The following is a 14,297-nucleotide window of genomic DNA, read 5'->3' as shown; positions in this document are numbered from 1 at the left end:
TACCATCCCTGCCTGTCGACTTGACAGGTTCTTCATTGGGCTCATTCGAAGTATAAGCATACATCTTTATTCGCCCGCTTTGAAGCTGGCATACCTGAGACTTTTTCAGCAAGCCCTAAATTACGAAGCGCGTATATTTCTTTTGCTTGTAAGTATAAATGAGCGGTTTTGCGACGAATAGACCCCCTATTCAATGCAAAATATTCGACGAATAATCCCTCCAAGGATTCAAAATCCTTGGAGGGATTGTAAGTTAATCTGCCGTGTCAGGCTTAATGGTCTGACCAAAGAATACTGCATTGAGGAACAGTTTGTTGGTACCGAACCAAGTCGCTCTAAAATTGGGATTGTCTACCAAAGCAATCACACGACCGCCCCCCAGTCTTTTTACTTGGATAATAGCTGTATTTTTGATCTTTTCTACGTTTTCAGGATGTACATACCCACTTGCCAATGGATTTTCGGTATATACCATTGGATTTGCATAAGCATTTTTCGCTTTTTCCAAAAATAGGTTGTTGTTTCTGAAAGTGAAGATTTCGCCTTTTTCGAAGCCATATCCAACGGGGTGGCTGATGTCCAAACTCGCATGGAAAATCGTACCACTTGTTCTCCTTGCTCCGGTGTTTTTGATAAAATCTGAATAGGGTTGTGCTGGCTTTGATTCTTCCTTATCCTCCTCTTCTTTGAATTCAAATTTTACTAATTCCTGTTTGTTCAACCATTCCAATGCACTTCCTCTTGCAATTAAAGTGCCTCCAGCCGAAGTCCATGATTTGATTTTTTCCGCTTCTTCCTTACCAAGCTTGTTGTAGGGTCCATTTGGCATGGAGATCACATTGTATCGGCTCAAATCAGCAGTGGCTAACCTTTCTGTAGGCAATAAAGTGATTGGTACATCCATCCGCTGGTCCATCAGGTGCCATATTTCCCCTGCTTCTAAACTTACCACTCCCGTACTTACTAGTATGGCCATTTCCGGTTTTTTCAACACCTCAGTTTGGGGAGATCCTAGATTGATTCCACCTGTATAACCAGAGGAAATGGCATGAATGGTCAATCCTGTTTCTTTGGCAATTTTTTCCAATTCCCTATCCAAATCTTCGTCTTTCTTGTCTTTTGGATCTCTTGGCATGCTGACCAGTATACTTCCTCTTTGGAGAACTGTTTTATCGGCAAGGGTGATGGGTTCATGCGTTACCCTTACCAAATATCCTTCTTTCATTAATTGATAAGCAGCTTTAGGGGCATAATAACCTTCCCACCCAAATCCGTAAGAATAAGCGGCTTTTTCCCCTTTTAATTCTCCTGCCGGCATGGAAAAGTCTTCTTGAAGGGGGCTGACATCTGCCAAATTTAAAATCCTGCTACTCAATGCTGCAAAATCCAAGTTGAAGGCCATGGGCATGGTCCACGCGGAGACATCATAGAATAAGCTGTCTTGAAACTCATTTCGTGTTTCAAAGAAGGCTTTTACCAACCTGTATTGCGGTTGATTTAAAGGGATGATATAGGAATTTCCTTTGGAAAATGGAACGCCGTTGACAGTGATGTCTTCATTCAAAGAAAATACATCGATGGCATGTTGGCGGATCATATCCGCTAGGTGAAAACTTTTAGCACCATCTGTCTGGGAGCCAAAAATAAAAGCCTTATCCGTGTCAGCATTGGCTTGCTGAATGGCTGTTTTGTAGAAATCATGCATGGATTTGTTGATCTCTGCACGCATGTCCTTTGCAGCATTGAATGAGCTGATGCTCATCCTGAATTGGTTGCGAATGGTAAAGGCAAAAGTCAAAGGACCATAATTACTTTCCTGTAAATGTCCACGGGAGGATGCCTGTTCGAAGAGTATACCGATAGAACCCTGAATATCCGGGTAGGTGGAACCATAACCGAAGTAATATTCGTCAAAGCTTTCTTTGGCATAGTATAGGGAACCGATTTCTTCCATCCCTTTTGCATGGTATTGAGCAATCTTTTCAGTGAGTTCTACTGTCTTTTTAGGAATTAGGGGATGGTCTCTACTTGGAATACCTGGAGGGAAAAAGAATGTTGAATTGGTACCCATTTCATGGTAATCCAGGTAAATATTGGGTAACCATTCCTGGAATTTCTTCACCCTATTTTGAGATTCGGGATGCTGTACCAATAACCAGTCACGGTTGAGGTCAAACCAATAATGGTTGCCTCGACCTCCTGGCCAAGCCTCGCTTAACTCCCTGGTATTGGGGTCTCCATTCAGGTTATATGACCTGTGCGCGTTGACCCATGTAGAATAGCGGCTGTACCCATCAGGATTGAGAGAAGGGTCTATAAGAATGACCATGTTTTTAAGGTCATCTGCGATTTCATTGGCTGCTGTAAAATGGTAAGCTGCTAATAATGAAGAATTGATGCCACTGGCCTCGTTACCATGTACAGAATAACCGGCCTGTAGTACCAATGGCATTTCTTCATAATTCAAATTAGCATTGGAATCCTTTAAATTTTGCCTCTCAGCCCTGATCTGATCAATTTTTTGAAGATTATCCGGATGGGTGATTGTAAGCAAAACTTGGGGACGCTTTTCGTAGGAAAAACCGAAAACTTCAAAGCTTACCCTTGGAGAGGTGGCGGCCAGTTTTTCGAAGTAGCGTACCAATTGTTCATAATCCACATTCCATTCACCGACTTCAAAACCCAATACCTCTTTGGGTTTGGGGATATTGGCATCGTAAGTAAAGCCATCGGGTAGATAATATTCCAGTTCGATATTTGCCGTTCCTTTAGGGCTGTTTTGCGCTGAAGAAGCAAAAGCAAATACAGAAAAAAGGATTAATGTTAATGCTAAATTTTTCATAATTATCAATAAATGGTTGGGGTTTCTCCTTTTTAATCATTTAAAGAATCAATATAGGGATGGAAGCTATATTTTTTTGACATTTTTACAGGATCGGAGATATTTTAAGGTGATTTTTTCTGCCTTTGCTTTTGGATGAAATCAAAAGCTGCTTCATAAGCTTTGACCCAATTTTGGTGCATTAAAAAAGAATGTACCTCATCCGGGAAGACCAGCTGTTCTACTTCCACCCCTTGTTTTCTCAGGATTTCAATCAATTCTACACTTTCACTCACTGGGACATTTCGGTCATCATCTCCTGTAATCAAGAGGACAGGCTCTTTCCAGTTGGAAACATGATATAAGGGAGAAGAGCGGAAGGCTAACTCAGCGGCTTCAGGGAATTTTTCCGGCTGATACCAAGGGTTGAAATTGGTAATGACCGGATTCCAGTTATGGACGCCATGAATATCGACGCCAGTTAAAAACTTACCTGGCGCTTGAGCCAAGGCATGGGCGGTAAGGTATCCCCCATAACTCCCTCCCCAAGGGATAATTTGTGTTTCTTCTACATCAGGTCGTGAAGCCAGATAATCAGCAGCCGCCATGACATCCCCTACTTCTGATGCCCCTGAGGCGCCGTAATTTTCAGCCTCCCTGAAATGGATGCCATAGCCAATACCACTTCTGTAATTGAGCGTCAGGGCGATAAATCCTTGGGAAGCAAAATACTGTTGCATGGCATCGGCATTGCTGTAATAAGAGCTGTAATTAAATCCATCCAGCATCTGCCTTCTACTTCCTCCGTGGAGGAAAATGACCGCAGGATATTTTTTTCCGGTTTCATAATTGTGAGGCTTGTACAGGTAAGCATGGCTTACAAAACCATCCTCAGCCTTGATTTCTAATATTTCTGGCTTGACCAGTCCATTTGGAAATTGGTTTGGGAACAGTTCCCCCGCCAAGCTTATTTCTTTATCGGTGGTTTTCAGCATGGGCCAGGCAGGTCTCTGGTAATTAGAAGAAATATAGGCCAAACCGCCTTTGGTTTTAAAAGGGGACCAATGGTTTTCTTCCAAATCAGAAAGCAGTTCAACGGTCTTCTTTTTCAGGTCTAAACGTACCACTTGTCTCCCATTGATTTTGAAATTATTGGAAGTAAGGAGTAATTCATCCTGATCAAAAGTTGTCTGGACCCGTTCTACAAATCCTGACCCGGTGCTCAGTCTTTGCCAATTTCCGTTGGATATATTGACCATATACAGCTGCATCCAACCATTATTTTCCCATGGGAATACCAATTCACCCGAACTTGTCCACCAGAGCCGTTCGTTTTGGGCTGGAAGATCGCGAACCATTACACTGCCAATACCTTCTTTGGATTTAAAAACTTCTTTGGCCTCCATTGTGGCCAGGTCCAATACCCGGATGCTCCATGGATTACTTTCTTTGATCGGGGTGAAAAGGATGCGGTTGTTGATATTTGGCACCCTAAGGTAAGCCAAAAACTTGCCGTCTGGCGACCAGCTTGGGTATTCATCGTGGTCTAATGAAGTCTCGGGATAGCTGATTTTTTTATCTTCGACATGATACAGGCCTACGAAGGCATGGTCGGTCCGGCCACTTTTAAAGGCCAGCCATTTCCCATCCGGTGACCAGCTCAACTGTGAAATAGAACCCCTGTTTACAAACAGTGGACTCTCTCCCGAATCATCACTTTTGAAGCTCCTTTGATATACTTTGCCTCCCCTTAGATAGACCAGACTTTGCCCACTTGGGTGGAATAGAGGTGAATTTCCTATACCTACCGTGTTAATTGTTTTTTTCTCCAAATCCAGGATAAAGACTCTTTGTTCTGGATTTTCCTGTAATAAGGCAGGGTTGGCAGGTTCACCTTGCTGGTTTTTGGTATTTCCCCTTACAAATGCCAGATATTTTCCATCCAAGGAAAATATCAGTTCTCCCAAGTCTAAACCGTTATCTCCTTTATAGTCCGTCAGCTTTTCCGCTTGATAGTTTGGAGAGGTGGCCAAATAGATATTCCGTTCTCCCTGAGCATTGAAAACCCATGCCAGTTTTTGTCCATCTGAGGAGACAGTCATCGCACTGGGAAATGGAGCTGAAAGAAAATCAGCAATGGATTGGGCAAAAGTGAATTGGATTAAAAAAGATAAAAGGAATAAGGAGAGAGCTCGCTTCATGTTGATGAGAGGTTATAGCATCAAAATTTATTTTAAATCAAAGGCAAAGGAGGAAATAAACTCTACCTTTTGTTTGGGTAAGCCTGAAAGACCAAATTAAGCCGGGAATGAGGATTTACCTGTAACTGGCATTAATGGAAAGCAGGTTTTCTTCACCAGGGCAAAGATCAGATTCATCCAAGCGGTTTAATGGCATATGGTAAGTGTTCAAAACGCCATGCAAGTCTTTCCATTCCGAATTCACATACAAGAGTCCTGTTAGGATTTCTTGCTTTGCCCGTGCCTGTTGCAAGGCATTGACGGCAGAAATTCTGTTTTCAGGATCCCAGTCTGTAGCCAATTTGTTGAGTTGAACCAAAGAGCCATCGTGTAAAGCCAAACTGGTAGATTGGCCACTTTCATAAGAAGCCTTGATTTCTGGCATTTCCGGAACAAAGTCGAGTGTAGAAGTGGCTTCGATATGCTCCCTTACATAATCATAAGATTTGGTTGATCCTGGATTGTTATTAAATGTGACACAGGGAGATATAACATTTAAAAATGCAAACCCCTTGTGTTGCATGGCTGCTTTGATTAAGGGGACCAATTGCTGCTTGTCTCCGCTGAAACTTTGTGCTACAAATGAAGCACCCAATTCTATGGCCATACTTGCCAGATCAATGGCTTGAAAAGGGTTGATGGATCCAGCTTTGCTTTTAGAACCTTGGTCGGCAGTGGCAGAATCCTGGCCCTTGGTCAGGCCATAGCAGCCATTGTTCATCACAATGTAAACCATATTCAGGTTCCTTCTGATGACATGGACAAACTGCCCCATGCCAATGGAGGCCGAATCTCCATCTCCCGAAACTCCAAAATATAAGAGGTCCTTGTTTGCCATACTGGCACCTGTGGCTACCGAAGGCATTCTGCCGTGAACAGAATTGAATCCATGGGAATTGCCCAGAAAATAGGTGGGTGTTTTTGAAGAACAGCCTATTCCGGATATTTTAGCGACTTTATGGGGTTCTACAGACATTTCATAGCAAGCCTGGACTATTGCTGCCGAAATGCTATCATGTCCACAGCCTGCACAGAGTGTTGAAAGAGATCCCTCGTATTCCTTCAGGGTATAACCCAATTTATTTTTGGGTAATCGTGGATGCTTAAACAGTGGTTTTAGATAACTCATGATCCTGTTCTTTTTCTAATATTAAATACTGGATAATCTCGCTTTTGATGGTGTCAGCAGTGATCGGCATGCCGTCAAAGTTGAGAACCGGAGCCAATTTGGAAGGGGCAGTATCCGTTTCCATCATGATCATTTTTCGCATTTGTGCATCTCTGTTTTGTTCGATTACGAAAACTATGCGATGAGAATTGATAAATTCTCCCACTTCTTCCCCAAAGGGGAAAGCTTTAATGCGGATAGCATCTAAATGCAAACCTTCCTCTGCCAACAGGTCTTTGGCCTCTTCGGCAGAAAACTGGGAAGTGCCAAAGAACATCATTCCAATTTCAGATTTGTTTTTTTCCTGATAGATTTGTGCCTTAGGAACAAGGGATTTGGCGGTATCCCATTTTTTCAATAACCTGTCCATATTTCTTTTGTAAGCAGCTCCGTCTTCTGTATAGGCTGCATACTCATCTTTGGAGGTACCCCGTGTAAAAAAGGCCCCCTTTGTAGGATGGGTTCCTGGATAAGTACGGCTAGGGATGCCATCTCCATCCATATCCAGGTACCTGCCAAATTTCCCTATATGATCCAGTTCTTCCGCATTCAATACTTTTCCCCTATCGTATTCCCTTTCATCTTCCCAATGGAAAGGTTCAGAAATATGGTCATTCATACCCAAATCCAAGTCCGTCATGACCATAATGGGAGTTTGAAGTCTTTCCGCCAGGTCAAAACTTAAGGCGGTTAAGTCAAAACATTCTCTAGGTGTGGAAGGAAGTAAAAGAACATGTTTGGTATCGCCATGAGATGCATATGCAGCCAAGAGCAGGTCGGGTTGCTGTGTCCTCGTTGGCATACCGGTACTTGGACCTGCCCTTTGTACGTCTATCAATACAGCAGGCACTTCAGCAAAATAGGCAAGTCCCAAAAACTCGTTCATTAAGGATACACCGGGGCCACTGGTAGCCGTGAAGGCCCTGGCACCGTTCCAACTTGCCCCGATGACCATGCCCATGGCGGCAAGTTCATCTTCGGCTTGAATTATGGCGAATTTGTTTTCTCCTGTTGCCGGATCTACCCGGTATTCCTGACAATAATGTTCAAATGCTTCTGCCACTGAGGTAGATGGGGTGATGGGATACCAGGCCATTACTGTCGCACCCCCATATACTGCACCAAGTCCACAAGCTGTATTTCCGTCTATAAGTATTTTATCACCAATGAGATCTCTTTTTGCGAGATGAAAAGGCAGGGGAAATTTGAAGTGTTTTTCTGCGTAATCCAGCCCCAGTTGTAAAGCGGCCATATTTGCTTGAATCAATTGGGACTTCCCTTCAAACTGCTCCTTGACCAGTTGATTGATAGCCGCAACATCCATTTTTAGAAGTTTGGCCAATGCCCCTACATAGATAATGTTTTTTAAGAGCTGTCGCTTTCTGGGATCAGTAAATGCTTCATTGGACATTTCCATCATCGGAACACCCAAGTAATGAACATCTTCCCTAAGGTATTCATTGGGGAGCTTTTTGGTGCTGTCATACATGAAAAAGCCGCCTGGTTTAATATTTTTAATATCCTGTGCCATGCTCTGTGGATTGACAGATACCATCAAGTCAATGCCTTCCCTCCTCCCCAAATATCCTTTTTCACTTACCCTGACCTCATACCAAGTGGGCAGCCCCTGTATATTGGAAGGGAATATATTTTTGGGGGTTACAGGAATGCCCATTCTGAAAATGGTTTTTGCAAAGAGGAAGTTGGCACTGGCTGAACCTGTTCCGTTTACATTTGCAAACCGGACGATAAAATCATTGATTGCTTGCTTCATTTGGATATCTGGGGTAAGGGTTCAGGCATCTGATAAGCTTTGGTAACGGAGTAAAGAAACTTCTGCATGTCCCAGGCAGAAGTAGGGCAACGCTCTGCACAAAGGCCACAATGGAGACAGACATCCTCATCTTTCACCATCACCCGGCCTGTTTTTAATCCCTCGGATACCAATAAGTCCTGTGTATGATTTTCTGCAGGGACCAGAAGTTTTTGCCTCAACTCAGGTTCTTCTGCATTTGCAGTAAAAGTGATGCAAGAGGTAGGGCATACATCCATGCAGGCATCGCATTCGATACAACGGTCAGCGGTAAAAACTGTCTGCACATCACAATTGAGACAGCGTTGGGTCTCCTTGAATGCAGTCTGCACATCAAATCCTAATTCCACTTCCTTTTTGCGGTCTTTTAAGGTAATTGCCTTTTCTGCTTGGGGGACTACAAAGCGTTGGTCTATGGCAATACCACTGTCATAACTCCATTCATGGATACCCATTTTTTGGCTCACCAGATTGGTATATGGAGAAGGTCTTTCTCTGAGGTTTTTACCTTCACAAAAAAGATGGATAGATACCGCAGCCTGATGACCATGGGCTACAGCTGTGATGACATTTTCAGGGCCAAAGGCAGCATCTCCACCAAAAAAGACTTTGGGATGGGTGGATTGAAAGGTTAGCTTGTCCACTACAGGCATATTCCATTGATCGAATTCCAATCCCAAGTCTCTTTCAATCCAAGGGAAGCTATTTTCTTGGCCTATGGCTATCAATACCTCATCTGCTTCTATTAAAACATCGGATTCTCCTGTAGGCAATAAAGACCTTTTTCCATTTTCATCATACAAGGCCTTGACTTTTTGGAATTTCATTCCGATAAGTTTGCCATTCAGGACTTCAAAACTTAAAGGAACGTGATTATCAATGATCTGAATGTCTTCATGGAGCGCATCTTCTTTTTCCCAAGGTGAAGCTTTCATGTCTTCAAATGGACTTCTGACTACCACTTTGACTTCCTTTCCACCCAGTCTTCGGGAAGTTCGACAGCAGTCCATCGCCGTATTTCCCCCACCGAGTACAATGACCCTTTTGCCAATGGATTTGTTATGTTCAAAGGCTACACCGGCCAACCATTCTATGCCTATATGGATAAATTTATCCCCCTCTTTTCTCCCCGGTAATTTGGGAAGATCTCGGCCTTTTGGAGCACCGGTTCCCACAAAAACAGCATCATAATTTTTGGAAAGGATAGATTTTAGGCTATCTACATAGGTTAAAAACTGGGTTTGGATACCCATATCCAAAATATAGTTGACTTCCTCATTCAAAACTTCTTCGGGAAGTCTAAAAGAAGGAATCTGACTTCTCATCATACCCCCTCCGGCAATCTGTTCATCATAGAGATGGATTTCATAGCCTAAAGGTGCTAAATCCCGGGCTACAGTTAAAGAAGCAGGCCCTCCACCGATAAGACAAACTTTTTTGCCATTTGGAGTAAATGGTCCCTGAGGCATATATTGCTTGACATCGCCTTTGTTATCAGCGGCCACCCGCTTGAGCCTGCATATGGCCACAGGTTCTTCTTCTACCCTTACACGGCGGCATGCAGGTTCGCAGGGACGGTCACAGGTTCTTCCCAGTATGCCTGGGAAGACATTGGACTCCCAATTGACCATGTAGGCTTCTGTATATTTCTCAGCAGCAATCAGGCGAATATATTCCGGAACAGGTGTATGGGCTGGGCAGGCATATTGGCAATCCACCACTTTATGGTAATATTCCGGATTTTGGGTATTGGTAGGTTTCATAGGTACACTGGGTTAATTGAAATTGACCAAAAATCCTTTCACCAATAAATCTAATGAATTTCAGAATTTAATGTGCTTTTTAATCGAATTAAATGAGTGCAAGTTTTGAGAATAAATAAAATTGACAAATATTACCCTTGAAATTTTAGATATAGCTTATTTTGGTGATTAATGGGAACAGAAAAAAAGTTACAAGGGAAAACCTTTATCATCACTGGTGCTAGCAGTGGAATGGGGAAAGCCACAGCACTTCTTTTTGCCAAAGAAGGGGCTGAATTGGTGCTCAGTGGTAGAAATTTGGATAGGGGCAATAAAATGGTTTCCGAAATTGAAGCGATAGGAGGCAAGGCCATTTTTATTCCAGGAGATGTGGCAGAATTCAAATACAATCAAGCTTTGGTAGAAGCTGCTTTGCAGTATTTTGGCAAACTAGATGGTGTTGTTTTCCACGCCGGAATGCTTGGATTAGGGGCCATTACAGAATTAGAGCCTTCCCTATGGCGAAAAACCTTCGCAGTGAACGTGGATGCGGTATTTTTCTTGTTGAAGTTTGCCATCCCAGAATTACTTAAAAGGCCCTCAGCCAGTGTGGTGATCAATACCTCTATTGCTGCATACAAATCATTTCCCAACCATCCGGCTTATTGTTCTTCAAAGGCTGCTTTACTCGCATTCTCCAAACAGTCAGCTGTGGAATATGGGCCAAGTATACGTGTCAACAGCATTTGTCCGGGCCCTGTGGATACACCTTTCATCCATGCTTCTGCTTCTGCTTTTCCAGATCCTGCTAAAGCTGTGGAAAATGCCGGTAAAAATACCCTCCTGCAGCGTTTGGGCCAGCCTGAAGATGTTGCCAATCTTTGTTTGTTTCTTGTATCAGCCGATTCTTCCTGGATCACAGGTTCTGCGTTTACCATTGATGGGGGTGTTTTGGCTAAAAGTTAAACTTTTTTACCAGGAAGACATGAATGGATAAAAATCAGTGCTTTAGTGGGTGATACCGCAAGCCAAAAGGTATTTGTGTTCTGATTGTTCGATGTAAATTTTTTAAACACCGTTAAAAATAATTTAATTTATTCTTGAATAATTATAAAAAATTCAAAAAAGTGTATCTAAAAGTAGAATTAGTATATAAATTCGAATAAAGTGGAAAAATTTTAAATTTCCGAATATCTCCCTTAATTTCTTTTACTATGCCGGAAAAACGTATGGAGGCAGGTAGAAATTTTCAATTTTTGGAATCACCAATTCCCCAAAGCCTCCATGCAGCTCTTGATCAATTCGTCCATGGCTTCATGGGCATTGTTATTCAATATAATCAGGGTTTTATTTTGGTCAATAAACCGCACGATGATGGTTTTGTAGCCAGGATTGTCCCCAGTATGAGACACAATACTGCCCCATTCTGACGCTAAGTCTAAATCCCAGCCAAATCCATATTGGCTTAGACTGCCATCCTGCAAGGTCATTGGACTAAATGCTTCTTCCAGACTTGCCTTGCTAATCAACTTTTCTGTGTAAAGTGCCTGGTCCCATTTTAGCAGATCGCTCACTGTACTGCTTACTCTTCCGGGCCCTTTTCTGTTGCCCAGCCATACCGTATAATCAAATGCATGGAATTTGTTAGCATTGATATAGTTTCCCTGATCATCTTTCAGATGGCCAGCAGCAAAATGGCTTACCTGAGACTTTTCCTCCAAGGTCCGGATATCTGTGGAACTCATTCCCAATGGCTTAAATATCCATTCCCTTGATATTTCGATAAAATCCCTACCAGTTACCTTTTCCACTATACTGGCTAGAAAAACATAGGCAGTATTACTGTATTCGTATTGCTCTCCAGGTTGGGCCAATATAGGAGGTTGATAAATACTTAAATATTCCAAAATGGCTGCATTATCAGCAACTTTACTTTTATCCCAATGCTTGTCCATTACTTCCTGATAATCCGGTAGGCCATTGGTATGGGTAAGCAGTTGACGGATAGTAATGCCTGAGTAGGGCGTTTCCAGGTACTCTTGTAACAAATCATCATAGCCCAACAATCCTTTTTCAGCACAGATCATTACCATCATGGCTGTAAATTGTTTGGAGATGGAAGCCATTTCGAAAATGTCAGTAGGTTTTAAAGGGATCTCTTTTTCAAAAGAGCGGTATCCAGTAGCTTTTTCAAAAATCACCTCTCCATCTTTTGCCAAAAGCAAAACTCCGGAAAAACCCTTGGAACTTGCATTTTCTATGGCTTTGGCTGCTTTTTCTTCTTGAGCCATTGTATTTGGAATAAACCAAATTCCAAGTAGAATGAACAGTGAGAAATACTTGCCGATACGTTTTGTTTTGAAGGGTTGTTGTGCGTGAAATTTTAATGCTGCTGTCATTGCTAAAAAGGTTTTCCCTTAAATATAAACAATATGGGAATAATCTTACCGATACATTTCTCTGTTTTAGCAAAATGCCTGATCTATAGAAAGTGTTTTGAGGGAATGATATTTTGGTATAACTTAAGCTGGTCTTAACACCTAAACACGCTGTGAAGAAAATAATCCCTTCCCAAAGATTGGCTTTTGTCCTGATTACTTCCCTCTTTTTCCTCTGGGGATTGGCCAATAACATGACGGATACGCTATTGGCGGCCTTTAAAAAAATCATGAGTATGTCTGATTTTCAGACATCTTGGATTCAAATAGCCTTTTATGGCTCATATTTTTGCCTTGCCATTCCTTCTGCCATTTTGATCAAGAAGTATTCGTATAAGTCTGGGATTCTCATTGGATTGGGTCTGGCGGTAATGGGTGCCTTATTGTTTTATCCGGCCAGTATCAGTATGGTATACGGGCATTTTCTTTTTGCCCTTTTCATTTTTGCAGGGGGCTTGGCAGTCCTTGAAACTACGGCTAACCCCTATATTTTTGAATTGGGTCCCCTGAACTCTGCGGTTAGGAGGCTTAATTTGGCCCAGTCTTTTAATCCTATCGGTTCCATTATGGGGGTATTGTTGAGTAAATATTTTATACTATCCCATTTGAACCAGGCATCTGCCGAAGAACGGGCTTCCATGGATAGTGCAGCACTATTTGAAATACAAAAGGCAGAATTATCGGCTGTTATGGGGCCTTACGTAGGTATTGCCTTGGTCATGCTACTTATTTGGCTGATTATTTATTATTTGAAAATGCCCGATGGGAAGGATACCGGAAAAGAACTTCAATTGAAAAGTGGGTTTCGTAGATTGATGGCCAATCAAAATTATCGTACAGGGGTAATTGCCCAATTTTTTTATGTTGGCGCCCAAATCGGTGTCTGGTCATTTACTATCCGCTATGTAATGCTGGAATTGGGTCTGAATGAAGCAGAGGCAGCTACCTACTACCTTTATGCAATTGTTCTTTTTATGGTTACCCGTTTTATCAATACCTATTTGATGGGGTTCTTTGTTCCAAAAAAGCTTTTGGTTTTCTTTGCGGTTTTGGCCATGCTGCTTTGCTTATCCGTAATTTACAGCGGGGGTATGCCTGGTGTGGTTAGCTTGGTCCTGATTTCTCTGTGCATGTCTTTGATGTTCCCGACCATTTATGGCTTATCAATTAGGGGCTTAGGGAAAGATACAAAGTTGGGAGGATCCGGACTGGTGATGGCCATTTTGGGGGGTGCTGTACTAACTTCTATTCAGGGATTGGTATCTGATTTTACCGGAAGCATAGCGTTGTCCTTTTGGGTACCATTTTCATGTTTTTTTGTAGTGCTGATTTTTGGTTGGAGATCCAAGGAGATGACAGAAGAAGCGGGATTAATATAAGATAAATCTGATAAACTTTTTTAGCGGAATAAGCTCCCAAAATCTTTGATTCCCTTTTTTTCGGCCAACTTCAGGAGTTTCATCAGCAATTGTGCAGTGAGGAAGGCATCGCCAGCCGCTGTATGTCTATCGTCCAAAGTAATGCCATACCGCTCACAAAGACTGTCTAATGTAAACTCACCTGGTTTTCCCATACTGGGATCGTATTGAATGCCTTTCTCTAAGCGCATTGCAAAGTACTGTGTATCCAGGACAGGGTTTTGTAACTTTTTCAATCCAAATGGTCTTAAAGCTTTTTCCAACATCGCCAAATCAAATCCGACATGATGTCCCACGAGGATGTGCGGTCCAATAAATTCTAAAAATTCCCTTGCAAAATCCCTCAGCGCTACCGGATCTTTGGTACGAATAAGTTCATGCACTTGAATGGCCTCCGCATTTTTTATGGGAACTTTGAGGTACATTTCTTTACAGTTACGGACTGGAATAGAAAAATGGCTCAATTTGATGCCTCCAAAGGAAATGATATAATCCATTTTGGGGTTGAGTCCCGTTGTTTCAGTATCCAATACCACAAAATTCAATTGGGATATGGGTCTAACAGCAGGAATCTTCTTTTCAAAAAGACCTTCATAAGCCGTTACAAAAGTGGCTTTGGGGATTGGCTTTGGTCTTAAGAAATCGAAAAAACCCATA

General features: G+C 42.3%; 9 protein-coding genes. 2 read left to right on the top strand and 7 right to left on the bottom strand.

All coding sequences use genetic code 11. From position 1 onward, the window contains the following. Positions 1-253: 253 nt before the first annotated feature. The 5 genes from QZT73_RS01700 to QZT73_RS01680 form a co-directional block, all read right to left on the bottom strand. Entirely contained in the window at positions 254-2,842 is a 2,589-nt protein-coding gene (locus QZT73_RS01700) for a M14 family metallopeptidase (RefSeq protein WP_291786275.1), read from the bottom strand. A gap of 104 nt (positions 2,843-2,946) precedes the next feature. Beyond that, a complete protein-coding gene (locus QZT73_RS01695; RefSeq protein WP_291786273.1) occupies positions 2,947-5,022 on the bottom strand; it encodes a prolyl oligopeptidase family serine peptidase in 2,076 nt (691 codons plus the stop codon). Between the two features lie 115 nt (positions 5,023-5,137). Continuing rightward, positions 5,138-6,190, bottom strand: a complete 1,053-nt coding sequence (locus QZT73_RS01690; RefSeq protein WP_291781936.1) for a 2-oxoacid:ferredoxin oxidoreductase subunit beta — start codon at positions 6,188-6,190, stop codon at positions 5,138-5,140. Then, positions 6,165-8,003, bottom strand: coding sequence for a 2-oxoacid:acceptor oxidoreductase subunit alpha (locus QZT73_RS01685; protein WP_291786270.1), 1,839 nt, complete (start codon positions 8,001-8,003; stop codon positions 6,165-6,167). The genes QZT73_RS01690 and QZT73_RS01685 overlap by 26 nt, the downstream gene beginning before the upstream one ends. Then, on the bottom strand, positions 8,000-9,805 hold the full coding sequence (locus QZT73_RS01680; RefSeq protein WP_291781932.1) for an FAD-dependent oxidoreductase: 1,806 nt from the start codon (positions 9,803-9,805) through the stop codon (positions 8,000-8,002). The genes QZT73_RS01685 and QZT73_RS01680 overlap by 4 nt, the downstream gene beginning before the upstream one ends. 171 nt (positions 9,806-9,976) lie before the next feature. Here QZT73_RS01680 and QZT73_RS01675 point away from each other — a divergent pair, with 171 nt between their 5' ends. Continuing rightward, positions 9,977-10,750: an SDR family oxidoreductase gene (locus tag QZT73_RS01675; protein ID WP_291781931.1), complete on the top strand. Its 774-nt coding sequence runs from the start codon at positions 9,977-9,979 to the stop codon at positions 10,748-10,750. Between the two features lie 296 nt (positions 10,751-11,046). Here QZT73_RS01675 and QZT73_RS01670 read toward each other — a convergent pair whose 3' ends face one another. Then, the gene (locus QZT73_RS01670; protein WP_291781930.1) at positions 11,047-12,075 is read right to left on the bottom strand and encodes a serine hydrolase domain-containing protein; all 1,029 of its coding nucleotides are present in this window, start codon (positions 12,073-12,075) and stop codon (positions 11,047-11,049) included. 260 nt (positions 12,076-12,335) lie between these two features. Between QZT73_RS01670 and fucP the strand changes: the two genes are divergently transcribed. After that, positions 12,336-13,601 carry an L-fucose:H+ symporter permease gene (gene fucP / locus QZT73_RS01665; RefSeq protein ID WP_291786269.1) on the top strand — a complete coding sequence of 422 codons (1,266 nt, stop codon included), beginning with the start codon at positions 12,336-12,338 and terminating at the stop codon, positions 13,599-13,601. 20 nt (positions 13,602-13,621) lie between these two features. On the opposite strand, the gene QZT73_RS01660 is transcribed toward fucP, so the two are convergent. Continuing rightward, on the bottom strand, positions 13,622-14,296 hold the full coding sequence (locus QZT73_RS01660; RefSeq protein WP_291786267.1) for a 3'-5' exonuclease: 675 nt from the start codon (positions 14,294-14,296) through the stop codon (positions 13,622-13,624). Position 14,297 lies beyond the last annotated feature (1 nt).

The organism is Cecembia sp. (assembly GCF_007126775.1).
Classification (GTDB): Bacteria; Bacteroidota; Bacteroidia; order Cytophagales; family Cyclobacteriaceae; genus Cecembia.
This window is presented reverse-complemented; position numbering and strand designations above follow the sequence as displayed.

Excerpts from the sequence above, each read along its gene's own strand:
- QZT73_RS01700 (WP_291786275.1), bottom strand. The coding sequence starts at position 2,842 with ATGAAAAATTTAGCATTAACATTAATCCTTTTTTCTGTATTTGCTTTT.
- QZT73_RS01695 (WP_291786273.1), bottom strand. The coding sequence starts at position 5,022 with ATGAAGCGAGCTCTCTCCTTATTCCTTTTATCTTTTTTAATCCAATTC.
- QZT73_RS01690 (WP_291781936.1), bottom strand. The coding sequence starts at position 6,190 with ATGAGTTATCTAAAACCACTGTTTAAGCATCCACGATTACCCAAAAAT.
- QZT73_RS01685 (WP_291786270.1), bottom strand. The coding sequence starts at position 8,003 with ATGAAGCAAGCAATCAATGATTTTATCGTCCGGTTTGCAAATGTAAAC.
- QZT73_RS01680 (WP_291781932.1), bottom strand. The coding sequence starts at position 9,805 with ATGAAACCTACCAATACCCAAAATCCGGAATATTACCATAAAGTGGTG.
- QZT73_RS01675 (WP_291781931.1), top strand. The coding sequence starts at position 9,977 with ATGGGAACAGAAAAAAAGTTACAAGGGAAAACCTTTATCATCACTGGT.
- QZT73_RS01670 (WP_291781930.1), bottom strand. The coding sequence starts at position 12,075 with ATGGCTCAAGAAGAAAAAGCAGCCAAAGCCATAGAAAATGCAAGTTCC.
- QZT73_RS01660 (WP_291786267.1), bottom strand. The coding sequence starts at position 14,296 with ATGGGTTTTTTCGATTTCTTAAGACCAAAGCCAATCCCCAAAGCCACT.